Genomic DNA, 25,290 nt, shown 5'->3' on the forward strand with positions numbered 1-25,290 from the left:
CTCGTGATGCGCTGCCGTCACGAACAATTCGCTGGTCTCGAAGCCACGGTGATCACTCCGCGCCTACGCGCTCGCGCGGTACGCCTCCACGATCGGCGCCAGTTCGTCCGGCGTCGCCCCGTGCATGATCACCGCGTCTGCGCCGTAGTCGAACTCCTTGCGCACCCGGTCCACACACTGCTGCGCGGTGCCCGTCGCCGACGGCTCCAGCCATTCATCCGGGATCAACCCCGCGATGTGTTCGATCTGCTCGGCGCTGGCCTTGTGGTCGATGCCGCCCGGGATGGACTGCACCACTTTGTCATCCCGGAATCGCTGCAGCACAGCCGGATCCCAGCCATTGGTGTTCACCAGCAAGTCGCCGTAGCCCTGCAGGTAGGTGGCCAGCCGCGCCACCGTCTTCTTCAGCCGCAACTCCTCGGGCAGATGGTCACCCACCGTCGCGAAGCAGGACCACACCTTGACCGTGGCCGGATCCCGGCCGGCCTGCTCGGCGGCATCCTTGACCGTCTTGACCGCGCGCTGCAGCGTCTCCGGGGTGAAGTAGGTGTGCAGGATGACATCGTCGAATTCCCGGCCACCCAGGGCCAGCGTCTGCGGCCCGAACGCGACGATCGCCAGCCGAATGTCCTCACGAAAATCGGGATCCAGGAACAGGATCGGATACTTTCCGAGCGGACCGTCATGGTTGAAGATCAGCTCGCCGTGCCACAACCGGCGCATCACCTGCGCGAAATCCTCCATCTGGGCGGTGGTGACGGCCGGGATCCCGAACGAGTTGTAGATGGCGCCGATCCCGCGACCGATACCCAGCGTGAAGCGGCCGCCCGACAACCGGTGCATGGTGGTTGCCCACGATCCGGTGATCAGCGGATGCCGGGTGTTGTGATTGGTTGCGGCCGTCGCGATCTGCATGCGGGAGGTGACCGCAAGGGCCGCGCCGGTCAGCGACGATGCCTCCTTGACGTTCCACCGCTCGGAGATGAACCCGGTGCCGAATCCCAGTTCCTCACCGCGACGGGCCTCGTCCATCAGCGTCGCGGGCCCTTCCCCGCCGGCACCGGCCAGCAAGTAGTAGCCGAGCTCGTCGAGCACCTGATCAGTCACGCCCACACTCCTAGTTTGTATCCGCAGTTCCACACTTCGACGATGCGCCCGCCGACCACCCGGAAGATCTCCATACTGCCGACGTCCACCTGGGAGCCGTCCTTCAGCGTCATCGGCGACTGGTAGACGATCGCGACATGCTCACCGTCGTCCCCGGCGACCACCAGGTTCAGGTCGAATCGCAATACCTCGAACATCTCCCAGTGATCGACGATCCGCTTGACGGCCTCATCGTGCGTCAACACCGTGGCCTCGCCCACCTCATGCCGAATGACGCTGTCGCCCATCAGTTCTTCGGCCAGGGCGAAGTCGCGCTGGTTCCAGACCACCAGGTTGTACTGCTCGACCACCTCACGCGCTGATCTCATTTAAATACCTCCAGTGCATCCGTCTCGTCGATGGTGGCCACCGCCCGCTCGGTCAGCTTCATCACCAGCTTGCGCGACCGCTCCCGCATGGCATCCCAGCCCATCAGGGTGATCACCGGCAACACAATCAGGTACGCGGTGGCCATCCGGTAGTCTCGCCAGGCCTCGTCGAACGAATAGCCTTCCAGCGCTGCCTCATCCAGATACTCGCGCAGCAGCGCCTCGTCGTGACCCCGCCGCACCGGGGTCGGCAGGCCCTGGCTCACCAGATAGGCGACATCGGAAGCGCCGGCGCCCGTACAGGCGAACTGGAAATCCACCACCTTCATCTCGTCGCCCGCGAAGAACAGGTTGTCGGCGCGAATATCGCCGTGCAGCAACGTGTTCGGCCGGCCGAGCACATCCAGGGCCTGTGCCGCGTAGTCGGGGAATCGCTCGGCGAATCGCGCAACGGCCGGGGGTACCGGTTCGCTGGCGTGCTCGAGGTATACCGGCCACGCCAGCCCGAACACCGGGAAGAACAGATCGCGCACCAGAGGGGTGTCCAGGCTGGGGAACACGCCCAACGGGATCCCGGTGGCGCCGGGCCAGGAGTGCAGGGCGGCCAGTCCCGAGATCGCCGTCCGGGCCTGTGCCATTGTCAGCCCGGCCAGGTGGTCGGCGTTCTCCCATCCGCTGAGGTCTTCCATGACCAGGACGAAGTCGCCTGCCGTGGCGCCCATTTCGGCCACGTGAACCTCGGGGGTGCCCATCGGCGCCCGGCCGGCCACGCGACGATAGAACTCCAACTCGCGCCGGTAGCCACCCAGCATCTCCATCGCGCCGCGGGCCTCCGGGGTGCCGGGCAGCTTGACGATCACCGTCTGCGGCAGACCCGGGTCGCCGGACAACCGGACCCGGTAGAGCAGGGAGGAAAAGCCGCTGTCCTCGGCGATCCGCTGGGCAGCCAGGCCCGACACGGTGCGCCCGAGCGCGTCGCTCAGCCATTCCGGCGTCACGTCGTCGATGCATGACGGGATCGCAACGGAGCGGCGAGTCACCATCGGCCTCCAAGAGAAATATTTGACGCAGAGCAACTAAGTTAGTTGTCGAGCGTCTAATATGCAAGGGTGCCGTCGCCGAGCCGGGGCCTGACCCAACCCGAACGGGTCGAGCTGTCCACCCGCAGGCTGGTGTCGGCAGCGGCCGAGCTGATTGTCGAAAAGGGCTGGGAGGCAACCACGGCCGCCGAGATCGGCCGGCGGGCGGGCTACAGCCGCGCCATGGTGCACGCGCGGTTCGGCACCAAGGACGCCATCCTCTACGCGCTGCTCGACGAATACGTCAAACGCCTGAATCCCGACCCCGACCCGCGCACCACGGGCCTGGCCCAGGTGCTTGCACACTTCGACCGGATCGAAGATCTGCACACCCAGGACCCTGCCCTGCTGCGGGCGATGTTCGTCGCGACATTCGAAGCGGCCAAGAGCACATCACCCCTGCGCGAAAATGTCAGGACCCAACTGGAGGGCGGCGCGGTGAAGGTCAAGGTCGGGCTGCGCAACGGGATCGACGACGGGTCGATCCGCGCGGACGTCGACATCGCGCCCGCCGTCAATGACATCACGGCCGCCGTTTTCGGCATGGCGTTCCAATGGGTCGTGGTACCCGGCCACGACCTCGAGCAGGAACTGCACGACACGCGCCAGCGGATCACCCGCGACTACGGAGCCTGACCCGCCACCTCACGCAGGAATCGCTCCGTCACGGCCTGCACCCGGCCCGAGAAGACATGCCCCACATGGCTGCCGTCGTGCCAGTACAACTCGCCGCCCCACTTCTCGTGCAGCAACTCCGCGGGCGCACGCATGGCCATCTGGTCGTTCCACGCGCCCACGATCAGCCGGCGGTTCTCCGGGGCCAGCGGCTGCACCGCGAGCGGATCGATCACCGACGTCAGCTCGGTCACCACATCGGAGCCGAGCACCGACAACACATCGGCCGCTTCGTCACCCCAGCGGTGCAGATGGTTGGCGATCATGGCGTTCAGGCCCAGGATCGGGGTGTAGAGCGCCACGCCGTCCACCGGTTCGAACGCCGAGGCCAGCGCGGCCACACCGCTGCCCAACGACAATCCCGACAACACCACCACCGTGGCCTGCGGGTCGATCCAGTGGATCACCGCGCGAACCTCGGACACCGCCCGCATCATGCCCGCAACATTGGCCAGCGGATCGGTGTCCGGGTAGGTGGGCCACGACCGCCGTCGGACACCGTGTCCCGGCTGGACGGGCAGCGCGACATTGAAACCGAGTTCACGACGGATCCGCCCGACGCGGGCGACGGCCAGGTCGGACAATCCGCCCTGCCCGGCGCCGTGCACCCAGATGAGCCAGGGCCGGGGACGCCGAGTGTCGGATCGCACGACGTTGCAGACCGCCGTGGTGGGTGCGGCCAGTTCCCCGAAACAGCCCGGCAGTCGCGGGTCGTGCTCGTAGCTCACCTCTTCGAAGGCGAACTTGCCCAGCATTCGCCAGCGAATGTTCTTGATCTGCAACGGTTCCGGCTCGGCGTAGCAGCCCGCCATGCCCAGTCGGGTCAGCTCGTCGGCCACCGGGCGATAGGTCTCGATCGCGGTGTGCACGCTGGGCGGCGGCGCCGTCAACGTCATCCCGGTGACCACCAGCTCGTCGAGCGCCACCTCGCCGAGCTGCCGCAGGCCCCGCGCCGTCCGCCCCGTCCAGTTGCCCGCTTCGGTCAGCGCGCCCACCGACCGCGGAATGACACCGCCGATCTCCCGGGCGATCTGTCTGGCGCGGTCTTGCGGACGCATGACCATCAGAGTAGGTCGAACCCGATGTATCCCGCAGCCGCGATCTCGTCGCAACGCCGGCGGTACTCCGGGATGCCCGCGGTGTAGCCCATGTACCTGCGCTTCTTGCCCGGCACATTGGCGCCGTTGTACCAGGATTTGCAGCTGGGGTGTGCCAGCACCGTTGGTTCGACCAGTGCGGTGGTGTGCTCGATCCAGTCGCGCTGGGCCTGCGCCTGCGCCTCGATGCTGCGGTGACCGTGGGCCCGCAGGTGCCCGATACACTCGGCGATCCATTCCACGTGCTGTTCCAGCGCGGCAATGAAATTTGTGGCCGCCGAAGGACTTCCGGGCGCCTGGACGATGAACAGGTTGGGGAATCCGGCCACCATCAGCCCCAGGTAGGACGTCGGCCCCTCGGTGTCCCAGACGTCGCGCAGCGTCACGCCGTCGCGTCCCTTGATATCGATGCGGCGCAGTGCGCCGGTCATGGCGTCGAACCCGGTGGCGAACACGATCACGTCGACGTCGACGTCGCCCTGCTCGGTCCGGATGCCCCGCGGTGTGATGGCGGTGATCGCGCCCTTGCGCAGGTCCACCAGCGTGACGTTGTCGCGGTTGAACGTCTGGTAGTAGCCCTGGTCGATGATCGGCCGCTTGCAGCCGAATGGATGAGTGGGCACCAGCGCCGCCGCAGTGTCGGGGTCGTCCACGATCCGGGCGACCGCCTCGCCGTACAGGGCGGCCGCCTCCCGGCTGGCCTCGATATCGAAGAAGATGTCGCCCCAGTTCAGCGCGCCCATCACGCCGTGTTCGTCGATGGCGCGCAACCGCTCCTCCCGGGTGGCGGACTTCAGCGGTGGTTGCATCAGCATGTCGAGCAACACCGAGAAGGCGCTGAGCCGTGCCGAGCCGACGGGGTGTGCCCGCTGGGCCGCCCGGATCTCGGCGTAGTCGGCCTTGAACTCGTCGAGCTCGCCGGGTTCGAACGGCCGCACCGACCACGGCAGCGTGTAGGCCGGAGTGCGCTGCAAGACCGTCAGATGTTCGGCCAGCCGGGCGGCGACCGGGATCAACTGCACGCCCGTCGATCCGGTGCCGATGACGCCGACGCGCTTCCCCGTCAGGTCATAGCCGTCCTTGGGCCAACTGCTCGTGAAGAGCACCGCACCCTCGAAGTCGTCCACGCCGGGGATGTCCGGCTCCAGCGGCACCGACAGAATTCCGGACGCGGCCACGACGAACCGCGCGGTGAAAACCTCGCCGGTGTCGGTGTCGATCGTCCATTCGGCGGAGTCCTCTGCATTGTCGGAGAACGCCATCGCGTCCACCCTGGTGTTGAGGCGGATGTCCCGGCGCAGGTCGAGCTTGTCGGCGACGAAGTGCAGGTACGCCTCGATCTCCGGCTGGGCCGGCATCGTCTCGGTCCATACCCATTCCTGCTGGATCTCGTCGGAGAAGCTGTAGGAGTATTCGATGCTCTCGATATCGCAGCGGGCCCCCGGATACCGGTTGAAGAGCCACGTGCCGCCGATGTCCTCGGCGGCCTCCAACGCGACCACCGACAGACCCATCTCGCGCAGCTTGTGCAGCATGTACAGGCCGGAGAATCCGGCACCGATGACGACGACGTCGTAGTTCATCCGCGGTCATTTCGCGCGGCCGTGAAATCCATCAGTGTGCGGGTCAGGTGCAATCGCGTGATCTGCCAACGACCTTCACGCTTCTCGTACTCCTCGTGGTAGTGCCCCGCCCCGTGCAGTCGGCTGCCGTCGGGAAACACCAGCAGATCCTCCATCGCCCAGATGCCGGTGGCCGTCACCGGGGAGGTCAGTTCGATCTCCGGCGTGTGGCAGTGGTGCATGGTGGCGGCGCCGGCGATGCCACCGAGCACCACCGGCTCGAACGCCTCCAGGCCCACCAGCGGTGGCATCGTCTGCGGGTCGGCACCGCCGGTCGAGACCGCGACGTCGAGCAACACCACGACGTCGGACGCGAACAGTTGCCGCCAGGAGTCGATGTCGCGGGTGTCGAGGAATCGGCAGTACCGCGCCTTGAGCAGGCGGATTGCCTCGATGTCGTCCATGGGCTCCCAAACCGTTCGTGGACTTGCCTGAAACCGCTACTGTAATGTATTCCGTATCGCGGTGGAAGCGAGAGGGGCAAGCCCATGAAAGTGCCGTTCACCTGGAAGATCACCGGCTGGTTCATGATCGGCTGGTCGGCCGAGTACGCGGTCGGCGACGTCAAGGCGCTGAAGTACTTCGGGGAGCACCTCGCCGCCTACCGCGACGAGGACGGTGTGCTGCACCTGCTCGAGGCGCACTGCAAGCATCTCGGTGCCCACATCGGCCACGGCGGCACGGTGGTCGGTGACTGCATCGAGTGCCCGTTCCACGGCTGGCGCTGGGGCCCGCACGGCGACAACACCTACATCCCCTATCAGCCCGACAAACCCAATCGCGGCCTGAAGCTGCGCTCCTACCCCGTGCAGGAGCAGTACGGCTGCATCTTCATGTGGTACCACCCGCACGGCAAGGAACCGCAGTGGCCCCTGCCGGACATCATCGGTAAGTTCCCGCAGTTCGAGACCGACCCGGACAAGTACTACCGGCCCTATCCGGAGTTCTCCAGCCGGACCGACGGTATCCACGTCCACCCACAGATCGTGGCTGAGAATGCCCCGGACAGTTCACATTTCCGGTACGTGCACGGCGCCACCGTCACCCCGGTGTGCCTGGAGTGGGCGGGCGTCGACGAAGAGTGGCGGTTCGTGACGGGGTGGCCGGACGTGCGCAGCGACGATCCGGACAAGATGGCTCTCCGCATTCACAGCCACTATTCCGGCCTTGGCTTCGCCATGAGCGCGTTCGAGGGTTCGTCCAACCATCGGCTGATCTTCGCGTGCACGCCCGTCGACGACGAGGTGTCGGACATGTTCTATTCCATCTGGTGGCCCAAGGAGCGGGGCGAAACCTCCGATGTACCACCGCAACACGTTCGTGAGACGGTGGAACGCAAGTTCCTCAAGACCGTATGGGAGGACGTCGATATCTGGGAGCACCAGATCTACGTCGAGCGTCCCCCGTTGGCGAAGGTGGACGCGAAACACTATATGGCCCTGCGTAAGTGGGCCACCCAGTTCTACGAAGTGCCGCCCGTTGCATCCTGCGAGTGCGGCGCCGGGGCATGACCATGTTTCTACTGCGCCGAGTTCTGCGTCAGGGTCGCGTTACGGTGCACGGGACGACCCCGCTGCAGAAGTCGGCGGGGCTGGTTCGGTGAAGCTGCCGCAGCTCGTCGATCCCGCACACACCGCGATCGTCACCCAGGAGCTGCAGGGCGCGGTGGTCGGTCCCGACGCCGGGCTGCGGGCCCTGGCCGACGAGGCGCGCCGCGAGGCCCTGCCCAACATCGCCCGACTGCTGCCGGCCGCCCGGGCCGCCGGTGTTCCGGTGGTGCACTGCCTGGTGCAGCGCCGCGCCGACGGGCTGGGCTCCAACCACAACGCGAAGCTGTTCGCCATCGGGGTCAGCGGAGTGGCCATCGAGCCGGGCAGCCCGGGTGCCGCGCTGCTACCCGAATTCGGGCCGGAGCCAACCGATCTCGTACTACATCGGTGGCACGGGCTGGGCCCGATGGGTGGCACCGACCTCGACGCCGTCCTGCGCAACATGGGTGTGCGAACCATCGTCGCGGTCGGGGTGTCGCTGAATGTGGCGATCCCGAACCTGGTGATGGACGCCGTCAACGCGGCCTACCGGGTGGTGCTCCCGCGCGACGCGGTGGCCGGTATCCCCGCGGACTATGGACAGGCCATCATCGACAACACGCTCTCACTGCTGGCCACCGTGACCACCGCCGACGCCTTGATCGAAGCGTGGTCGTGATCCGCCGAGAGTCACCTTGGTGTACGTGTCCCCGAGAAGGGGCGCAAACCAGATAACTCTCGGCGGAAGGGCTCAGCCCACGTACTTGTCGAACCACTCGACAGCGACCTCGGGATGCACCCCGAAGTAGTTGTAGCCGTCGAACCGCCGGTCGGTACCGGTGATCCAGTGCAGGCTCTTCTCGTCGACCGGGATGGCGTCGTAGATGTCCTGGACGTCCTGCGGGCGGGTCATGGTGTCGTCGTGCACCTGGGCCACCAGCGTCGGTACGCTGACGGCCTTCACGTGCTCCAGCGGTGACTGCTCGGCGAGATGGAACCCGGTGCGCTCGTGCACGGCCTTGTCGAACTTCGCGTAACCGTCCTCCATACCAACGGCTTTCACGAATTCCTCGACGATGTAATTGGCCGACACCGGCTGCAGCATCACCATCGCCTGGATCTCGTCGAATTCCGCGGGGTGCTTCGACCACGCCACGGCGGTCGAGTCCGCGCCCAGGCACACCGACAGCAGGGCCTTCTTCATGCCCTTGGTGTCCGGCCGAGTCTTGGCATAACGGAGCGATCCGATGACGTCGCGGTACTCCAGCAGGCCGATGCCGACGATGCCACCGTTGCCCTGCCCGCTCATCCCGTGGTTGCGGATGTCGTAGGCCAGGATGTTGTAGCCCGCGTCGTGCAACGCCTTGTACTCGGGCAGGAAGCTGACCTCGAACCCGCCGAGGCCGCCGAACTCCGGCAGGTGTCCCGGATAGCCGTAGCGGTTTCCGGGCAGGAAGTGGTTGTGGATGATCAGTTTGTCCGAGTCGGCCGGGATGAACCAGCCCTCCAGCGGCACCCCGTCCATCGACGGGAACGTCACGTCCTCGTAGGCCAGGCCCACCTCGTCGGGCCGACGCAGCAGGGGCGCCCGACGGCCCGCGGTGGTCCCGGTGACCCACATCTGCACGAATCCGTCGAACGCTTCCTGCGCCGCGCTGTTGTCTGCCATTGTCATATCCTCCCTGGTCGGAATCGGTATGCCTTTGACGCTACGACCCCGCAGAGGGGGTAGCCAGACGCCGGTTATCGGGGGTACCCGCAGACCCTCCCCTAAATCTCGGGCACCTTCCTATGCTGACGACCGTGGACATCGCCAAGGACATCCGGGACTTCCTGATGAGCCGGCGCGCGCGGATCACCCCCGGGCAGGTGGGGCTTGCCCCTGGGCAGCGACGACGCGTCCCCGGGCTGCGCCGGGAGGAGGCCGCGCAACTGGCCGGGGTCAGCACCGAGTACTACACGCAGATCGAGCGCGGGAACGTCGGCGGGGTTTCCGACGAGGTGCTGCAGGCCATCACGCGGGCGCTGCGGTTGAGCGACGACGAGACCGCGCACTTCTTCGACCTCTGCCGGGCCGCCGCCGGCGGGAAGGCACCCGGCCGGACACGACGCCCGGCCGCACAGCGGGTCCCCTCCGGCGTGCAGGCACTGATGGACAGCATGACGGCCGCACCCGCGATCGTCATCACCGGCAGCCTCGACATCGTCGCCGGGAACACCCTCGGGCGGGGGCTGTACGGGCCGGTGTTCGAGCGTGCCGCGGGAATCCCCAACCTGGCTCGTTTCATATTCTTCGATTCCGCTGCCGCGCAACTCTTTCCGGACTGGGACGCCATGGCCGACGACGCCGTCGGCCTGCTGCAGGCCGAGGCCGCCCGCTCACCCCACGCACTCGCACTCACCGATGTGGTCGGAGAGCTGGCCACCCGTAGCGAACCGTTCCGCACCCGGTGGGCCGCTCACAACGTGAAGGCACACCGCAACGGCACCAAGCGCTTTCACCTCGACCAGTTCGGTGAACTCACGCTGAACTACAACGTCTTCGACATCACCGCCGCACCCGGCCTGTCACTGGTCGGTTACACCGCCGAGCCGCACTCCCCGTCGGCGCAGACCCTGCGGATCATGGACAGCTGGTCTGCCGCCGAAGAACTCACCTGAGTCGATTCCGCCCACACTCCCGCGTTTCGGTCGCATCATGGTTGACGTGAGCACCCCCATCGACCGGATCAAGATGTGCCGGCAGATCGAGGAGCGCATCTCGATCACGTCCGATACCCGACATTTGCCAATGCTCGGGCCCGCAGGCGTGCTGACGGAGTTCCGCGACTTCATCGACGCGAGGTAGCCCGCAAGCCGCGCCGAACGCGACGAAATGGTGCTGGCTACTCGGACTTCCTCGCCCGCTCGTCCGTTTCGGCGTATTCCGGCTAACGGAGGACGCGGACGGGGACGCTGCTCCAACCGGCGACGTTCTGCATGTTGACGCGCTTGCAGCCGTCCCAGTCGACCTCGTAGCTCGGCATGAAGTCCAGCATCCGGTCCAGCGCGATCGCACTCTCCATCCGCGCCAGCGCGGCTCCCAGGCAGCTGTGGATCCCATAGCCCAGCCCCAGATTCTGGGCCTGGGTGCGGTCCCGGTCGACGTCGAAAGCGTCCGGATCGGCCCAGGCGGCGGGGTCCCGGTTGGCCGAACCGCCCACCAGGAAAACGGGATTGCCCTCCGGGATGGTGACGCCGTGCAGCGTGATGTCCCGCATCGACCGGCGCACGTTGTACTGGGCCGGCGCTTCGTAGCGCAACAGCTCCTCGACGGCGGCCGGGATCTTGCTGCGGTCGTCGAGCAGCTTCTGCCACTGGTCCGGGAAGCGCGCGAACACCACGGCCGCGCTGCCCAGCAGCTTGGTCACGGTCTCGGCCCCGGCACCGCCGAGAAGTTGGGCGAATTCGGTGATCTCGACATTGTCCAACGGCGCCATCTCGCCGTTGTCGCGTTCGATCTCGGCGTCGATGAGCTTGCTCAGCAGATCGTCGCCCGGGTTCTTCCGGCGTTCCTTGATCAGCTTGTAGTAGTAGATCGCCATGTCGATGGCCGACTTCAGGCCGGCCTCGCTCATGTCGACCTCACCGGGAGCGCGGCTCAGGAAGTGGTCGATCCACAACCGGATCTGCTGGTGGTCCTCGTCGGGCACACCCTGCATCGTGGTCATCACGTCGACCGGGAACAGGGCCGAGAAGTCCTGGACGAAGTCGAATCCGGCCGGGTCGACCGCCGCCAGGTGCTTGTCGACGAGCCGTTCGACCAGGCCGCGGTGCGCCTCGATCGCGCGGGGGGTGAACACCTTGTTGAGCAGGCTGCGCATGCGCCGGTGCGCCGGCGGGTCCATCGCGATGATCGAACCGTGTTCGGTCACCTGGCCCTTGCGTACCTGACCCAGATCCACTCCGTATGCCGACGAGTAGGTCTCGTAGTCCTTGAACGCCGCCGCGACGTCCTCGTGCCGGGTCAGGGCGTAGAACTGGTACTCCGCGCTGTAGTACACCGGCGCCTCGTCCCGCATCCGCCGGTAGGTCTCGTACGGGCTGTTGAAGAAATCCTCCGAGAAGGGATCGAACACCACTGTCGCCGCTGGAAACGTGGTCATGAGTTCACTCCTGACTTACCCTCGAGACGTCGGTGAGTTCGTCTGCGTGCCAACCGAAGCTGAACCTCGGCGTACATCTTCATGGGTTTGCGGAACGGGGGCGCGGCCGCCCCGGTGATGCTGAACGGCAGGTCCGAACCGACCACCGTGCGGTAGTGACTGAACGCGTCGAACCCCGCCCTGCCGTGGTAGGCGCCCATCCCGCTGCGACCCACGCCACCGAATGGTGCAGCCGACGGAATCATCTGCGCAGCAAAGTCATTGCGGGCCACCCCGCCGCTGCGCGTGCGGCGGACGAAGTCCCGGAAATCGGGTCCGCCGGGCCCGTACCAGTAGGCCACCAAGGGCGCCGGCCGATCGTTGACGTAGTCGACAACCTCCTGCGGATCGGTGTACGTCATCACCATGAGAACGGGGCCGAAGATCTCCTCGCGCGCGATCCGCATCCGGTCATCGGCGCCCCGCACGATGGTGGGCGCGATCTTGCGGCTGGCCCGGTCGGGTAGCAATTCACCGGCCGGACCAACGGATTCCACGGATGCGCCGTTGGCGGCCGCGTCGTCGAGCAGGTCCAGCACGCGGTCGAAATTGGCCTCGTCGACACAGGAGCAGTAGTCCGGGTTGGCCACGATCGAACCGAAACGGGCGGTCAACTCGCGGCGGGCCGCGGCCACGAACTCCTCGACGCGGCCCTGCGGGACGAACACGTAGTCCGGGCAGACGCACACCTGCCCGCCGTTGACCATCCGCGCGGTGGCGATCCGTGCCGCCGCCGTGGGAATGTCCGCGTCCCGGGCGACCACCACCGGATTCTTGCCACCCAGTTCCAGCGTCACCGGCACCAGGTTGGCCGCCGCGGCCCGTTGCACCAGCTTGCCGACCTCCGGCGAACCGGTGAAGAAGAGATGGTCGAACGGCAGGCCGGTGAAGGTGGCCGCGGTGTCCCGGCCGCCCGTGATCACCGCCAGCTCGGTGGGTTCGAAGTATTGTGGCGCAAGCTCTTTCATCAGTGCCGCGGTGCGCGGAGTGATCTCGGACATCTTGATCATCACCCGGTTGCCGGCCGCGAACGCCGCTGCGGCCGGCAGCACCACCAGGTTGACGGGGAAATTCCACGGGCCGACGATGCCCACGACGCCCAGTGGCGTCGGTTCCACGGCGGCCGTCAGTCCGACCACCCGGGCCGCCCGCAGCAGTTTGGTGGCCCTCATCCATTGCGCCACATGGCTTCTGGTGTGCTCGATCACCGGGATGACGCCAATCACCTCGGTGAACAGTGATGCCGACCGGGACCGGGTGCCGAAGTCGGAGTTCATCGCCGCGGTGAACGCGTCGGTGTTGTCGAGCAGCAGCGCCAGCAGACGGTCGATCCGGTTCTGCCGGACCGACAACGCCGGCGGACCTTCGCGACGGAACGCCTCGCGCTGACGGTCCAGCAGCATCAGCATTTCACTGCGCTGATCCTGCTCGACCTCCACTTCGGACGTCGTCACCGCCCCCGCCCCATTCGGACACACCTTTCGTCGGTCAATACTGTAACGGTTACAGTAGTACAGTCGACCGCCATCCCGCCAGCGCGTCAGGCAGACTGCACGGCCACCGGAATACCGGTCAGCCAGGACATCCCGGCCAGTGACTCGACGTCGGCGGGTGCGCTGGACATCAGGGTGTTCACGTTCACCCCGCCACCCCGGTTGGCCAACTTCCAGCCCCCGGATCCGCTGTGCCCCCAGCCGTGCGGCACGGCGATGGCGCCCGGCACGATGTCGCCGGTGACCGTGACGGGGATGTCGATCGCCCCGTTGGCCGACCGGATCCGCACCGTGTCGCCGTCGGCGATGCCGAGCGCGCCGGCGTCGTCGACGTTCATCACCGCACCGTGCGCGCGATCGCCGCGCTCGAGCACCGGGCGCATCAGCATCGGCGAGTTGTGCATCCAGGAGTTCTCCGATCGCGGCTGACGCATCCCGATCAGTCGCAGGGGGAACTCACTGGGGCGGTCCCGGTTCGAGACCGCCTCGATCTCGTCTTCGATCTCGCTGTGCGCCAGCTTGATCCGTCCACCGCGATACACCACGACCTTACGCAGGACGCCGGTGCGGATGTACTCGTCGACGACCACGCCGTGCGGGTGTTCCCCGACCAGCCGCCGGAGGTTCAGCCCGCCGCGACGCAACCCGAACAGGTCTCCGCCGTCGGAGGTCCGGATCATCGCGTCGATGATCGGCCGCGGTGCCCACGTGCGGCCCGTTCGCTCGACCAGTCGTCGCAGGCCGGCGAGCACGGCCAGGATCGGTGGCCGCCGGGACATCCGTACCGTCAGGTCGGCCACGATGTCCCATTCGGTGCGGGCCTGGCCGCGCGGCGCCACGACCGCCTCGGTGGCCTGGCGGAACGGTGTGCTCTGGAAGTTCTGGAATGTTACCGGGAAGTCGTCCCGCTCGTACATCGTCGTGACCGGCAGGACGTAATCGCAGTGGGCCGTGGTCTCGTTGACGTAGAGGTCCAGGCCCACCATGAGATCGAGCTCCTCGAGTGCCTCTTCCAGTTCCGAGCCGTTGGGCACCGATAGGGCCGGATTGCCGGCACTGACGAACAGGGCCCGGATCCGGTTGGCGCCGGGGGTCGAGATCTCCTTGGCCAGCATGGCCGCCGGTTCGGCGCCGATCACCGATGGAAATCCGCCGATGCGGGACCGCTTGCGGCGGAACGCCCGCCGCATACTGGCGCCCATCGCCATCATGACGAACCGCTCCCCTGGCGCGCCGGAGGTGGAGAACACACTCCCGCCGGGCTTGTCCAGCTGTCCCGCAACGAGATTGACGACGTCGATCAAGTAGGCGGTCAGCGTCGGGTTGCGGCCCACGCTGGTACCGAACCGGCCGTAGACCGCGGCCCGCGGGGACGCGGCGAGATCCCGGGCCAACTGCCGTACCGTCGCCGGGTCGATACCGGTGCGGGTCGCGGTGACCTCCGGGTCGAAGGACGCGGCCTGCGCGCGCAGCCAGTCCAGCCCGTCGGCGAGTGCGGCGACGGCACGTTCGTCCACCAGGTCCTCGGCGAACATCACCTGCAGCAGCGACAGCAGCAGATAGGCGTCGCCGTCGGGAGTGATCGGCTGCCATTCGAACTGCGCGGCGGTTTCGGTGCGGCGCGGATCGATGATCACCACCCGACCACCACGCTTGACGATGTCGTGCATGCGGTCCTTGATCCGCGGGGTGGTCAGAAAACTTCCATGGGACACAACGGGATTGGAGCCGATCATGACCAGGAAGTCGGTGCGCATCACATCCGGGATCGGCACAGCCATCGGTCCGCCGTAGAGGAATTGGCTGGCCAGCAGCCGGTTGCTGGTGTCCTGCGACGACGAGGTGAACAGATGTGAGTGCCGTCCGATGCCCTTGATGAACGGCATCACCGACATCAGGTGCGAGTAGCTGAACGCGGCGGGATTGCCGAAGTACCAAGCGATCGCCCCGGAGCCGTTCCGGCGCAGGATCCCGGACAGCCGGGCGGCAATGTCGTCGAGGGCGGTGTCCCAGCTGACCGGTTCGAATCCGTCCGGCGTCCGGCGCAGCGGCAGGGTCACCCGGTCGGGGTCGTTGACCACTTCGGTGAAGGCGATCCCCTTGGGGCAGGCGAACCCGGCCGACAGCGGGTGCTCCTTGTCCGGCCGCAGCGCGGTGAGCCGACCGTCCTCGACGGTGGCGATCATGCCGCACAGCGGCTCGCAGATCCGGCAGAACGTGACCTTGTGCTCGACGTTCGCCGTGTCGGTAGGTGCCATCGGGTCCCGCTTTCTCGTCGCTCGTCACCCGCCACTAGATACGCTACTGTAAGTGTTACGGTTAGGCGGCCGAATCGGAAGGGGAAAGCGTGAGCGCAGTCAACGAGGTCGCCATAATCGGGGTGGGCCTGCACCCGTTCGGGCGGTTCGAGGGCAAGTCCGCCATGCAGATGGGTGTCGACGCGATCTTCGCGGCCGTCCGGGACGCCGGCATCGAGTACCGCGACATCCAGGCCGCCACCGGCGGCAGCTGGACCGTCGCCAACCCCGACGCGATCGTGGCGATGACCGGGCTGACCGGCATTCCGTTCACCAACGTCTTCAACGCCTGCGCCACGGCGGCCAGTGCGGCCAAGGCTTGCGCCGACGGCATCCGGCTCGGCGACTACGACATCGGCATCGCCGTCGGTCTGGACAAGCATCCCAAGGGCGCCTTCACCGAGGATCCGGCACTGGTCGGGATGCCCCGGTGGTATGCCGAGAACGGCCAGTACCTGACCACCCAGTTCTTCGGCATGAAGGCCAACCGGTACCTGCACGACCACGGCATCTCGCACGAGACGCTGGCCCGGGTGGCCAACAAGAACTTCCGCAACGGCGTTCTCAACCCGAATGCGTTCCGCCGCAAGGAGATCAGCATCGACGAGATCCTGAACTCGACGATGCTGAACTATCCACTGACGCAGTACATGTTCTGCGCGCCCGACGAGGGTGCCGCGGCGGTGGTGATGTGCCGGGCCGACATCGCGCACCGCTACACCGACAAGCCGGTGCACCTGAAGGCCGTCGAGATTCGCACCCGCACCTACGGCGCCTACGAGGTGAACACGACGTTCGCGCCCGTCGAGGAGGACGTCGCGCCCACCGTCTACGCCGCGCGGGCCGCGTTCGAAAAGGCCGGTGTGGCACCGGAAGACGTCGATGTGATCCAGCTCCAGGACACCGATGCCGGCGCAGAGATCATCCATATGGCCGAATGCGGCTTCTGCGCCGACGGCGATCAGGAGAAGCTCTTGGCCGACGGTGTGACGGAGATCGGCGGGGCCATGCCGGTCAACACCGACGGCGGCCTGATCGCCAACGGTGAACCCATCGGGGCGTCGGGACTGCGCCAGATCCACGAAATCGTCCGGCAGCTGCGGGGCCAGGCCGGCGAGCGGCAGGTGCCCGGCAATCCGAAGGTCGGCTTCACCCAGCTCTACGGCGCGCCCGGCACCGCCGCCGCGACCGTGCTCACCACCTGAGGAGTCACCGATGACCGAGCAGTTTCGGGACGCGCCGATCTTCGACGCCGACCAGCACATGTACGAGACGGCCGAGGCACTGACGAAGTACCTGCCGGAGCGCTACGCGCCGGCGGTGCAATACGGCCAGTTCGGCCGTCAGACCCGGATCGTCATCAACGGCCGGGTGTCCGACTTCATCCCCAACCCGACCTTCGAGCGCGTCGCCGCGCCCGGGGCGCACGAGAAGTTCTTCGCCGGGGACAACACCGAGGGCCAGACGCTGCGGGAGATGCAGGGCAGGGCCATCGAGGCGCCGGCGGCCACCCGCACCCCGGAGGACCGCGTCAAGGAACTCGACCGTCAGGGCGTGGTCGAGGCCATCAACTATCCGACCCTGGCCAGCCTGATCGAGCACGCCACCGCCGACGACCCGGAATTGACCATCGCAGTCATTCATGCCCTGAACCAGTGGATGGCCGAGCACTGGAGCTTCAACTACCAGAACCGGGTGTTCTCCACGCCGATCATCAACCTCTCCGAGGTCGACACCGCCCAGCGTGAACTGGAATACGTGCTCGCCAACGGCGCCAAGGTGGCGCTGATCAAACCGGGGCCGGTCAACGGGCTTCGGGGCTGGCGCTCCCCGGCCCTGCCGGAGTTCGACCCGTTCTGGCGGGATGTCGAAGCCGCCGGATTCCCGATCGTGTTGCACGCCAGCTACCCGCCGCTGGACTCCTACGTCAACACGTGGGAACCGCCGCACACCCAGAACTTCATGGCGATGAGCGCATTCCGGTGGATGGTGCTGGGCCACCGCGAGATCGCCGACATGCTCACCAGCCTGATCTGCCACGGCACCTTGACCCGGTTCCCGAAGCTGCGCATCGCCAGCGTCGAGAACGGCAGCGGCTGGATCTTCCCGTTGTTCAACGACTTCGAGGATCTGCAGAAGAAGATGCCGCAGAATTTCCCCGAGCATCCGCACGAGGTGTTCCGCCGCAACGTCTGGGTCTCGCCGTTCTGGGAGGGCTGTGTCTCCGACGTGGTGAACACCGTCGGCTGGGACAAGGTGATGTTCGGGTCGGACTATCCGCATCCGGAGGGCCTGGCCGAGCCGAAGGGGTTCTGGAAGTACGCCGAGGGCATGGACGTGCGGCGGACCTACGATTTCATGGGCGACAACGCGCGGCGCTTCATGGGCCTGCCGATCGCCAACCCCGACCCCGACGCCGTGAACCCGCCCGCGCTCGTGGCACCCGGCGGAGGTGCGGCGTGACCCAAACCGCCAGCGACACCGGGATTCTGGCCGGCGAACAGCGGATGCTGATCGACGGCGAACTGCAGCACACCGCCTCGGGCGCACTGTTCGACATCGAACACCCCGGCACCGGTGAGGTGGTGGGTTCGGCCACCGACGGCACCGTCGCCGACATGGACCGCGCGATCCGCGCCGCCCGCGACGCGTTCGACCGGACGGACTGGTCCCGCGACGTCGAATTCCGCTACCACTGCCTGATGCAGTTGCACGACGCGCTGGAACGCAACAAGGAACGACTACGGCGCATCGTCGTGACCGAGGTCGGCTGCCCGATCAGCGTGACCGGCAGTCAGATCGAGGATCCCATCGCCGAGGTGAAGCACTGGGCCGAGTACGGCCGATCCTTCGAATACCTGCGCGACACCGGGATCCACAAGGCCCCGATGGGCACCGCACGGCGCACCCTGGCGTTCGACCCCGTCGGCGTGGTCGGCGCGATCACCCCGTGGAACGTGCCGTTCTATCTCAACGTCGCCGAGAGCACGCCGGCGCTGATGGCCGGCAACACCGTCGTCCTCAAGCCGGCACAGCTGACGCCGTGGTCGGGTGCCGAACTCGGCCGGATCGTCGCCGAGGAGACCGACATCCCGCGGGGTGTCTTCAATGTCGTGGTGTCCAATGCCAACGAGGTGGGCGCGGCCCTGAGCGCCGACCCGCGGGTGGACATGATCACCTTCACCGGGTCGACCGCCACCGGCCGGGCAATCCTGGCCGCCGCGGCGCCGACGGTGAAGAAGGCCATGATGGAACTCGGCGGCAAGTCCGCCCACATCGTGCTCGACGACGCCAAGTTCGAGAAGTGCCTGCCGATGGCCGCCATGGTGGCGTGCGTGATGTCCGGCCAGGCGTGCATCATGGCCAGCCGGATCCTGTTGCCGCACAGCCGTTATGACGAAGGCATCGACATCCTGAAGACCGCCATGGAGGCCACTCCCGTCGGCGATCCCTGGGATCCGGGGGTGCTGCAGGGCCCGCAGATCAGCGAGGCCCAGCGCCAGAAGGTCCTCGGGCTCATCCGTAGCGGCATCGACTCGGGCGCCCGGCTGGTCACCGGCGGCGGCGTTCCCGCCGGTCCGCCGCCCGGATACTTCACCCAGCCGACGCTGCTGGCCGACGTCGATCCGGACAGCCAGGTCGCCCAGGAGGAGATCTTCGGACCGGTGCTGACCGTCATCCCCTACGACACCGATGACGAGGCCGTCGCGATCGCCAACAACAGCATCTACGGGCTGTCCGGTGAAGTCACCGGGGTTGACACCGAGAGGGCATTTTGTATCGCGCGACGACTCCGAACGGGTAACGTGACCGTCAACGGCCGGAGCCACTTCGGCATCACCAGCCCGTTCGGCGGGACGAAGCAGAGTGGTCTCGGCCGGCGCAATGGCGACGAGGGCTTCACGGAGTACCTCGAGATCAAGACGATCGGGCATCCGGCATAGATTCGGCGGCCCGACCCGGAGAGGACCGCATGTTCAAGCCGATGCAGGGCGTCCGCGTCCTGGAGGTCGCCCAGTTCACCTTCGTCCCGGCGGCCGGGGCGATCCTGGCCGATTGGGGCGCCGATGTCATCAAGATCGAACATCCGGTACGCGGCGACACCCAGCGCGGATTCATCAACATGGGCGGGTTCCAGCTCGACCCCGACCGCCATCCGTTGATGGAGCATCCCAACCGCGGCAAGCGCAGCGTCGGCGTTGACGTGTCCACACCCGGCGGGCAGGAGGTGCTCTACGAGCTCGCCAGGACGTCCGATGTCTTCCTCACCAATTACATGCCCGCCCAACGGCAGAAGAACAAGTTCGACCTCGAGCACATTCGTGCGGCCAACCCGGACATCATCTACGCGCGCGGCAGCGCTTACGGCGACAAGGGACCCGAGCGCGACACCGGCGGGTTCGACGGCACCGCGTTCTGGACCCGTAGCGGCATCGGGCACGCCCTGACCCCGGAAGCCATCGACGGCGCACTGTCCCAAGGGATTCCGGCGTTCGGCGATTCCATCGGCGGAATGAACATCGCCGGCGGCATCTCGGCGGCGCTGTTCCACCGGGAGCGCACGGGTGAGACCTGTGAGCTCGACGTGTCGCTGCTGTCCACCGCGTGGTGGGCCGCCGGCGCCAGCGTCACGCAGGGCATGGAGACCGGCGAGACCATGCGCTCGATCATGCCCGGCGACGTCACATCGGTGAATCCGTTCATGGCCAACTACGTCACCTCCGACGGCGGCATCATCAACCTGTGCATCGTCAGCCCGACGGGCTATATCCGGGATGCCTTCGAACACCTGGGCCTGCCCGAGCTGGCCGACGACCCACGATTCAGCGATGTCATGCCGCTCATCCAGAACGCCTCCGAGGGTGTGCAGCTCATCGCCGAGGCCATCCGCAGTAAGCCGTTCGAGTACTGGCGTCAGCACCTCAAGACCATGCGGGGCCAGTGGGCGCCGTTCCAGAGTCTGGTCGATCTGGGCACCGACGAGCAGGCGCTGGCCAACGACATGGTGGTCGAGGTCGAGTCCGCCGTCGGTGGCAAGCCGTTCAAGGTGGTCCGCGGTCCGGTGCAGTTCAACCACGAGCCGCTCGAAACCACCCGCGCCCCACAGGCTTCCGAACACACCGAGCTGGTGCTCATGGAGCTCGGACTGGACTGGGACCGCATCGAAGCGCTCAAGGAAGCCGGCGCGATCGCCTGACAGCCATGCGCCGAGTGTGCATCCCTGTGTATCCCGAGGCCGCGGGAATGCACATGGGTGCACGCTCGGATCATCGTTCGGGATCGGGGGTATCCCACGGCACAGTGCCCGATATCCAGTGGGTGACCTTCTCCTCCTGGTCATTTCGGTGCAGATGACGTGGCGGCTGCGCGAACGTCTCATACGGCCGACAGCGCACCACCACTCGGTTCTCGGACTCGGCCATCGCCTCGACGGCCGGCCGGGCCTCGTCGGGCAGCGGCTGCCCGGACATCCGGCCGGCGACGGCCATCATGACGTCCACGGTCAGCTCGCGGTCGCGATCGATGACGGCATCGGCATAGACCTGTAGGTAGGCGAACGGCCACCGTTCATCCAGCACGCACAGGCTCATCTTTCCGTCGCGTGCGATGACCCGTTCCTTACCCCGCCCGGCCATGGTGGAGACCAGCAGCTCGTCCGTGTCGGTCGGGATGTAGTAGACGATCGACATCGCCGGGCCGTCATGTCGGCGCCGGTAGCCGAACACACACGTGCGGTGCGTGCGCACGAATTCGCGACGTTCGGACGGCAGCATGTCGCGGTCGGTGGGTGCCGTAAAGGGTTCTGGCTCGAGCGGGAGTAGCAACATCGGATCCTCCTTCTGGGGATCATTTGGGATGCAGGTCGGGCAGTGGGATTCGACTGATGTCACGGGCTTCGGCGGGGTCGATGCCCAGCGCCCGCAAGAGCAGTTCGGCGGTGGCCGAACCCGCCTCGCGCCAGGTCTGACGGCCGTCGAGCACCAACCACATGGCACTGACGGTGGTGCCGATGATCAGCGCCGCGACATTGGCCGCCAGCGCTTGGTCCACCGGGAACCGGCCGGTACTGAAACCGTTCTCGAGATCGTGCATGGTCGGTCCCGTCAGGACGGCGCGCAGCGATTCCGCGGTCTGCCCGAACCGGACCGCGAAGCGGCCCATATCGGGATGCTCGTGGGCGTACCGGATCCACATCCGCACGCCGGTGGCCAGCCGCGTGGCCGGATCGTCGAGGGATTCGAAGCTATCGGCCACGCGCTGATGCAGATCCGCACTGAAATTGGCGACCACCTTGTCGAACAACTCATCCATGGAGTCGACGTAGCGATACAGGGTGCCCCGGGCGACGTTGGCCTCGGCGGCAAGCTCACTGATGGTCAGCTCCGTCGTGCCCTTCGCCGTATAGAGGCGCAGCGCTGCGGCGAGGATGCGCTGCTCGGCCGGTGTCATGCAACCAATCATTACACATACTTGATCTATTTTGAACACTATTGTTCAATTGGCGTATGCGCAAGGCAACCCGCGCCGAACATCCCGGCCGATCGATGAACCCGGTCATCAAGGTGGCCGACCTCGCCTGGCTGGAGTTCGAGAAACCCGATCTGGCCCGGACCGAGGCGTTCGCGCACGCGTTCGGCTTCGCGACCGCGCTGCGCACCGATACCGAATTGATGTTGCGCGGGGCGGACCCGGGTTCCCCATGCGTGATCGTCCACCGGGGCGGAACCAGTCGGCTCCGCGCAGTGGCATTCACCGCCGCCGAGCGGGCCGACGTGCTACGGCTGGCCGATGCCGTGGGCGCGCGCGTCCGTCCGCTACCGGAGACCCTCGGCGGCATCGCCGCCGACCTCATCGACCCCAGCGGGCTGCCGGTACGTGTCGTCACCGACACCCATCGGCTGGAATCCCTATCCGGTCAGACCCCGCACACCCTCAACGTCGGCCACGGCACCGAACGCACCAACGCCACCCAACGGCCACCTCGGACACCGGCCACCATCCAGCGACTGGGGCACGTCGTTCTCCAGAGCACGAAATATCGTGCGGCGCTGGACTGGTACCTGGATCATCTCGGGCTGATCGTCTCGGACTTCCTGTACTTCCCCGGTCAGCGCGACCGCGGACCGACCATGAGTTTCATCCGTTGCGACCGCGGTAGCACTCCCGCCGACCACCACACTCTCGCGATGGCGCTGGGCCCGGCGAACCGGTACGTGCACTCCGCGTTCCAGGTCTGCGATCTCGACGCGTTGGCCGCCGGTGGCGAATACCTGAAAGACGCCGGCTACCAACGCTCCTGGGGCATCGGCCGACACATCCAGGGCAGCCAGATCTTCGACTACTGGCGCGACCCGGACGGGCTACTGGTGGAACACTTCACCGACGGCGACCTGTTCGACAACACCGTCGAACCAGGCTGGGCGCCCTTCACCGCCTCCGGTCTGGCGCAGTGGGGTCCGCCGGCCACCGGCGACTTCCTGGGCACCAGCCCCCGACACGCACGCGGCGAAGCGGCCGCACTACTGACCGCCCTGCGCACTGACAACGAATTCGACCTGAACCGCCTCACCGGCCTGTTGAAAGTAGCCCGCTCATGACAACCACCATCCTGCGTACCGTCGACACCTGGTGGCTCCAGAAGCCCAGCGGCGCAACACCGATCGCGACGGCTGCCACCACCACCGCAGAACTGCTGGCGGATCGCGACGCCGTCGCTGCGGCCGAGGCCGGCGGTGACACGGTCCCGGTGGCCAGTCTCCAACTGCACTCCCCCGTCACCAGACCATGCCGGGTGATCGCCCAGATGACCAACTACGCCTCTCACGTCACCGACTCCGGGATGGATCCGAAAACCATTCCCCTGACCTTCTTCCGCAAGTCCTCGGCGTCGATCACTGGCCCGGGGGACGACATCGTCCGCCCCGGACATGTGCGATTCCTGGACTACGAGGTGGAGATCGGCCTGGTCGTCGGACGCGATGTGCCGGCGGGTTCCACCATCACGGAGCTTCCCGGGGTGCTCGCGGGTCTGGTGGTCACCAACGACATCTCGGCCCGCGACATCCAGCTGCCGCAGACGCAGTTCTACGAGGCCAAGTCCTATCCGAGCTTCACCCCGGTCGGGCCGGCGCTGGTGCTGCTGACCGCAGATGAGTGGAACCGGTTCGGGGAACTGCATCTACAGCTCCGGGTCAACGGGGAGTTGCGCCAGGACATGCACGTTGGCGGCGACATGATCTATCCGCCGCTGCAGGCCCTGCAGTCGCTGACCCGGTTCCAGGATCTCGCGGCCGGGGACCTGATCCTCACCGGGACCCCGGCCGGCACCGCGCTCAGCGCCCCACCCAAGCCGATCGAGATCATCGGATCGCTGCTGCCGCCGGCCCTGAAATGGAAGGCCTTTTTCAAGCGTCAGGCAGCCAACCCGAAGTATCTCGCCCACGGCGATGCGGTCGAGGCCTCCGTGGCGACCGACGACCGGGCGATCGTCCTGGGCACGCAACACAACATCGTGAAAGACCATGGATAGCAGCGCTGTTCAGCGCACGCCGGTCGCCACGTTGCCCCGCTCCACTATTCGATGAGCGTGCAGCCCTGAGCATTTCGAGGCCGCCGAAATGCACAGGGGTGCACGCTCGCCGGCTGGGGCTAGGAGGCCTTGGGTGGGGAGTAGTTCGGCTTCCCCAGGCCCAGCACATGCTGGGCGATCATGTTGCGGAACACCTCCAGCGACCCGCCGTAGATGCCGGCCAGCGGCGCGAACCGGTAGACGTACTCCGACTTCCCGGCATCGACGGCACCGTCGGTCTCGACGGGCAGTAACGCCGCAGTGCCGAGGATGTCCATCACGTCGGGAGCGATGTCACGCATGATCTGGGCCTGCGCCACGCGGCCGAAAATGCTCGGAGTACTCAGGCAGGCCTCCATTTTCGCGATACTGCGGCCCAGCCGATAGGCCACCGCGCCGTCGTCGACCGGGCGCGTGCCGTCCGCGCCGGGGGTACCGACGACGCCGGCGGCGGTATCGACGGCATCGACCATGAAGCCGGCCTGATGCGCCATGATCGCCGGGTCCTGCAGACCGTCGTTGTTCGCCGCGACGTTGCCGTGCTCGGCGTCCAGGGGCCCGCGCAGCACGGTCCAGCCCCCATTGGGTTCACCCAGCAGGTACTTGTCGTCGACGCGGACATCGCTGTAGTACACGATGTTGGTGCGGTCGCCGTCGATGGTCCGGATGCCCTGGATCTCGATGCCCGGCAGGTCCAGCGGGACGAGGAACATGGTGAGGCTCTTGTGTTTCCGCGCATCCGGATCGGTGTTGGTGATCAGGAAGACGTACTGACAGTTGTGCGCGCCGGTGGTGAACATCTTCGAGCCGTTGATCACCCACTGGTCGCCGTCGCGGACCGCGCGGGTCTTGCAGGTGGCGATATCCGAACCACCCTCGGGCTCGGTGTAGCCCAGGCACATCCGGGCCTCCCCGCTGAACACCTTGGGCATGACCTCGGCCACCAACTCCGGCTTGCCGAACGCCTGCACCGCCCGGGCCACCAGAGCCGTTGTGCCCCAGGTGACCCACGGGACGTGGTGGCGGCGCTTCTCCAGCTCCCAGATCCGGCGACGGACCCGGGTGAAGCCGCCGTCGGGCTCGGGGGTCCACTCACCGTGCAGATAGCCGGCGGCGCCGAGCGCCAGGTGCACGCCCTCGTGGAAGTTGTCGCCGGTCTCGCGGTCGTGGCGGATCACCTCGTCGGTGACCTGTTCGGACAGGAAGCGGCGGGCCTCGTCCTGAAACGCCCGGTCGTCCTCGGAGAGTTCTACTGTGCTGAAATCCATTG

At 66.8% G+C, this 25,290-nt stretch carries 24 protein-coding genes; 11 read left to right on the forward strand and 13 right to left on the reverse strand.

What is annotated here, in order from left to right; translation table 11 throughout:
• Window positions 1-63 precede the first annotated feature (63 nt).
• The 3 genes from U0R18_RS14625 to U0R18_RS14635 are packed head-to-tail and all read right to left on the reverse strand — an operon-like array spanning window position 64 to window position 2,518.
• A complete protein-coding gene (locus U0R18_RS14625) occupies window positions 64-1,107 on the reverse strand; it encodes a TIGR03857 family LLM class F420-dependent oxidoreductase (RefSeq protein WP_526369597.1) in 1,044 nt (347 codons plus the stop codon).
• Entirely contained in the window at window positions 1,104-1,475 is a 372-nt protein-coding gene (locus U0R18_RS14630) for a nuclear transport factor 2 family protein (RefSeq protein WP_526369599.1), read from the reverse strand. The genes U0R18_RS14625 and U0R18_RS14630 overlap by 4 nt, the downstream gene beginning before the upstream one ends.
• On the reverse strand, window positions 1,472-2,518 hold the full coding sequence (locus U0R18_RS14635) for a phosphotransferase (protein ID WP_526369601.1): 1,047 nt from the start codon (window positions 2,516-2,518) through the stop codon (window positions 1,472-1,474). Before U0R18_RS14635 ends, U0R18_RS14630 begins: the two co-directional genes overlap by 4 nt.
• 66 nt (window positions 2,519-2,584) lie before the next feature.
• On the opposite strand from U0R18_RS14635, the gene U0R18_RS14640 reads away from it, so the two are divergent.
• Complete coding sequence (locus U0R18_RS14640) at window positions 2,585-3,190, forward strand: TetR/AcrR family transcriptional regulator (RefSeq protein WP_526369603.1); 606 nt, start codon at window positions 2,585-2,587, stop codon at window positions 3,188-3,190.
• Here U0R18_RS14640 and U0R18_RS14645 read toward each other — a convergent pair.
• From U0R18_RS14645 to U0R18_RS14655, 3 genes are read right to left on the reverse strand one after another with little or no spacing between them, the layout of a single operon-like run.
• Entirely contained in the window at window positions 3,178-4,287 is a 1,110-nt protein-coding gene (locus U0R18_RS14645) for an alpha/beta hydrolase family protein (RefSeq protein WP_526369605.1), read from the reverse strand. The two genes, U0R18_RS14640 and U0R18_RS14645, sit on opposite strands and share 13 nt — an antisense overlap.
• Window positions 4,288-4,292: 5 nt before the next feature.
• On the reverse strand, window positions 4,293-5,909 hold the full coding sequence (locus tag U0R18_RS14650; protein ID WP_526369607.1) for a flavin-containing monooxygenase: 1,617 nt from the start codon (window positions 5,907-5,909) through the stop codon (window positions 4,293-4,295).
• On the reverse strand, window positions 5,906-6,352 hold the full coding sequence (locus U0R18_RS14655; protein WP_526369609.1) for a nuclear transport factor 2 family protein: 447 nt from the start codon (window positions 6,350-6,352) through the stop codon (window positions 5,906-5,908). Before U0R18_RS14655 ends, U0R18_RS14650 begins: the two co-directional genes overlap by 4 nt.
• Window positions 6,353-6,436: 84 nt before the next feature.
• On the opposite strand from U0R18_RS14655, the gene U0R18_RS14660 reads away from it, so the two are divergent.
• Together U0R18_RS14660 and U0R18_RS14665 are read left to right on the forward strand one after the other, a co-directional pair.
• Entirely contained in the window at window positions 6,437-7,459 is a 1,023-nt protein-coding gene (locus U0R18_RS14660) for an aromatic ring-hydroxylating oxygenase subunit alpha (protein WP_526369611.1), read from the forward strand.
• 88 nt (window positions 7,460-7,547) lie between these two features.
• Complete coding sequence (locus U0R18_RS14665) at window positions 7,548-8,156, forward strand: cysteine hydrolase family protein (protein WP_526369613.1); 609 nt, start codon at window positions 7,548-7,550, stop codon at window positions 8,154-8,156.
• A 72-nt stretch (window positions 8,157-8,228) separates the two neighbouring features.
• Here U0R18_RS14665 and U0R18_RS14670 read toward each other — a convergent pair whose 3' ends face one another.
• Complete coding sequence (locus U0R18_RS14670) at window positions 8,229-9,146, reverse strand: alpha/beta hydrolase family protein (protein ID WP_526369615.1); 918 nt, start codon at window positions 9,144-9,146, stop codon at window positions 8,229-8,231.
• 134 nt (window positions 9,147-9,280) lie between these two features.
• Between U0R18_RS14670 and U0R18_RS14675 the strand changes: the two genes are divergently transcribed.
• Together U0R18_RS14675 and U0R18_RS14680 are read left to right on the forward strand one after the other, a co-directional pair.
• Complete coding sequence (locus U0R18_RS14675) at window positions 9,281-10,138, forward strand: helix-turn-helix domain-containing protein (RefSeq protein ID WP_526369617.1); 858 nt, start codon at window positions 9,281-9,283, stop codon at window positions 10,136-10,138.
• Window positions 10,139-10,184: 46 nt separating this feature from the next.
• A complete protein-coding gene (locus tag U0R18_RS14680) occupies window positions 10,185-10,325 on the forward strand; it encodes a hypothetical protein (protein ID WP_526369619.1) in 141 nt (46 codons plus the stop codon).
• Between the two features lie 82 nt (window positions 10,326-10,407).
• On the opposite strand, the gene U0R18_RS14685 is transcribed toward U0R18_RS14680, so the two are convergent.
• The 3 genes from U0R18_RS14685 to U0R18_RS14695 all read right to left on the reverse strand — a co-directional run bounded on the left by U0R18_RS14685 (window position 10,408) and on the right by U0R18_RS14695 (window position 15,412).
• Window positions 10,408-11,622, reverse strand: coding sequence for a cytochrome P450 (locus U0R18_RS14685; protein WP_526369621.1), 1,215 nt, complete (start codon window positions 11,620-11,622; stop codon window positions 10,408-10,410).
• Entirely contained in the window at window positions 11,619-13,115 is a 1,497-nt protein-coding gene (locus U0R18_RS14690) for an aldehyde dehydrogenase family protein (RefSeq protein ID WP_526369623.1), read from the reverse strand. Before U0R18_RS14690 ends, U0R18_RS14685 begins: the two co-directional genes overlap by 4 nt.
• 86 nt (window positions 13,116-13,201) lie before the next feature.
• Window positions 13,202-15,412, reverse strand: coding sequence for a molybdopterin-dependent oxidoreductase (locus tag U0R18_RS14695; protein ID WP_526369625.1), 2,211 nt, complete (start codon window positions 15,410-15,412; stop codon window positions 13,202-13,204).
• A gap of 89 nt (window positions 15,413-15,501) precedes the next feature.
• On the opposite strand from U0R18_RS14695, the gene U0R18_RS14700 reads away from it, so the two are divergent.
• The 4 genes from U0R18_RS14700 to U0R18_RS14715 are packed head-to-tail and all read left to right on the forward strand — an operon-like array spanning window position 15,502 to window position 20,648.
• Entirely contained in the window at window positions 15,502-16,656 is a 1,155-nt protein-coding gene (locus U0R18_RS14700) for a thiolase family protein (RefSeq protein WP_526369628.1), read from the forward strand.
• A gap of 10 nt (window positions 16,657-16,666) precedes the next feature.
• Complete coding sequence (locus U0R18_RS14705; RefSeq protein WP_526369630.1) at window positions 16,667-17,914, forward strand: amidohydrolase family protein; 1,248 nt, start codon at window positions 16,667-16,669, stop codon at window positions 17,912-17,914.
• Between the two features lie 44 nt (window positions 17,915-17,958).
• Window positions 17,959-19,395 carry an aldehyde dehydrogenase family protein gene (locus tag U0R18_RS14710; protein ID WP_526370384.1) on the forward strand — a complete coding sequence of 479 codons (1,437 nt, stop codon included), beginning with the start codon at window positions 17,959-17,961 and terminating at the stop codon, window positions 19,393-19,395.
• Between the two features lie 29 nt (window positions 19,396-19,424).
• Window positions 19,425-20,648 carry a CaiB/BaiF CoA transferase family protein gene (locus U0R18_RS14715; RefSeq protein WP_526369632.1) on the forward strand — a complete coding sequence of 408 codons (1,224 nt, stop codon included), beginning with the start codon at window positions 19,425-19,427 and terminating at the stop codon, window positions 20,646-20,648.
• Window positions 20,649-20,718: 70 nt separating this feature from the next.
• Here U0R18_RS14715 and U0R18_RS14720 read toward each other — a convergent pair whose 3' ends face one another.
• Together U0R18_RS14720 and U0R18_RS14725 are read right to left on the reverse strand one after the other, a co-directional pair.
• Window positions 20,719-21,276, reverse strand: coding sequence for a pyridoxamine 5'-phosphate oxidase family protein (locus U0R18_RS14720; RefSeq protein ID WP_526370386.1), 558 nt, complete (start codon window positions 21,274-21,276; stop codon window positions 20,719-20,721).
• A gap of 22 nt (window positions 21,277-21,298) precedes the next feature.
• On the reverse strand, window positions 21,299-21,901 hold the full coding sequence (locus tag U0R18_RS14725; RefSeq protein WP_526369634.1) for a TetR/AcrR family transcriptional regulator: 603 nt from the start codon (window positions 21,899-21,901) through the stop codon (window positions 21,299-21,301).
• A 56-nt stretch (window positions 21,902-21,957) separates the two neighbouring features.
• On the opposite strand from U0R18_RS14725, the gene U0R18_RS14730 reads away from it, so the two are divergent.
• Complete coding sequence (locus U0R18_RS14730; protein WP_526369636.1) at window positions 21,958-23,049, forward strand: VOC family protein; 1,092 nt, start codon at window positions 21,958-21,960, stop codon at window positions 23,047-23,049.
• Window positions 23,046-23,981, forward strand: coding sequence for a fumarylacetoacetate hydrolase family protein (locus U0R18_RS14735; RefSeq protein ID WP_526369638.1), 936 nt, complete (start codon window positions 23,046-23,048; stop codon window positions 23,979-23,981). Before U0R18_RS14730 ends, U0R18_RS14735 begins: the two co-directional genes overlap by 4 nt.
• 119 nt (window positions 23,982-24,100) lie before the next feature.
• On the opposite strand, the gene U0R18_RS14740 is transcribed toward U0R18_RS14735, so the two are convergent.
• Window positions 24,101-25,288 carry an acyl-CoA dehydrogenase family protein gene (locus U0R18_RS14740; RefSeq protein ID WP_526369640.1) on the reverse strand — a complete coding sequence of 396 codons (1,188 nt, stop codon included), beginning with the start codon at window positions 25,286-25,288 and terminating at the stop codon, window positions 24,101-24,103.
• Window positions 25,289-25,290: the final 2 nt, after the last annotated feature.

It is taken from the genome of Mycobacterium sp. (assembly GCF_046330795.1).
Lineage (GTDB): Bacteria > Actinomycetota > Actinomycetes > Mycobacteriales > Mycobacteriaceae > Mycobacterium.

What these genes read in the sequence shown, in the direction of transcription:
- U0R18_RS14695 (WP_526369625.1), bottom strand. Translation starts at nt 15,412, where the DNA reads ATGGCACCTACCGACACGGCGAACGTCGAGCACAAGGTCACGTTCTGC.
- U0R18_RS14725 (WP_526369634.1), bottom strand. Translation starts at nt 21,901, where the DNA reads ATGACACCGGCCGAGCAGCGCATCCTCGCCGCAGCGCTGCGCCTCTAT.
- U0R18_RS14710 (WP_526370384.1), top strand. Translation starts at nt 17,959, where the DNA reads ATGCTGATCGACGGCGAACTGCAGCACACCGCCTCGGGCGCACTGTTC.
- U0R18_RS14740 (WP_526369640.1), bottom strand. Translation starts at nt 25,288, where the DNA reads ATGGATTTCAGCACAGTAGAACTCTCCGAGGACGACCGGGCGTTTCAG.
- U0R18_RS14715 (WP_526369632.1), top strand. Translation starts at nt 19,425, where the DNA reads ATGTTCAAGCCGATGCAGGGCGTCCGCGTCCTGGAGGTCGCCCAGTTC.
- U0R18_RS14650 (WP_526369607.1), bottom strand. Translation starts at nt 5,909, where the DNA reads ATGAACTACGACGTCGTCGTCATCGGTGCCGGATTCTCCGGCCTGTAC.
- U0R18_RS14685 (WP_526369621.1), bottom strand. Translation starts at nt 11,622, where the DNA reads ATGACCACGTTTCCAGCGGCGACAGTGGTGTTCGATCCCTTCTCGGAG.
- U0R18_RS14635 (WP_526369601.1), bottom strand. Translation starts at nt 2,518, where the DNA reads ATGGTGACTCGCCGCTCCGTTGCGATCCCGTCATGCATCGACGACGTG.
- U0R18_RS14670 (WP_526369615.1), bottom strand. Translation starts at nt 9,146, where the DNA reads ATGGCAGACAACAGCGCGGCGCAGGAAGCGTTCGACGGATTCGTGCAG.
- U0R18_RS14645 (WP_526369605.1), bottom strand. Translation starts at nt 4,287, where the DNA reads ATGCGTCCGCAAGACCGCGCCAGACAGATCGCCCGGGAGATCGGCGGT.
- U0R18_RS14730 (WP_526369636.1), top strand. Translation starts at nt 21,958, where the DNA reads ATGCGCAAGGCAACCCGCGCCGAACATCCCGGCCGATCGATGAACCCG.
- U0R18_RS14655 (WP_526369609.1), bottom strand. Translation starts at nt 6,352, where the DNA reads ATGGACGACATCGAGGCAATCCGCCTGCTCAAGGCGCGGTACTGCCGA.
- U0R18_RS14630 (WP_526369599.1), bottom strand. Translation starts at nt 1,475, where the DNA reads ATGAGATCAGCGCGTGAGGTGGTCGAGCAGTACAACCTGGTGGTCTGG.
- U0R18_RS14660 (WP_526369611.1), top strand. Translation starts at nt 6,437, where the DNA reads ATGAAAGTGCCGTTCACCTGGAAGATCACCGGCTGGTTCATGATCGGC.
- U0R18_RS14705 (WP_526369630.1), top strand. Translation starts at nt 16,667, where the DNA reads ATGACCGAGCAGTTTCGGGACGCGCCGATCTTCGACGCCGACCAGCAC.
- U0R18_RS14735 (WP_526369638.1), top strand. Translation starts at nt 23,046, where the DNA reads ATGACAACCACCATCCTGCGTACCGTCGACACCTGGTGGCTCCAGAAG.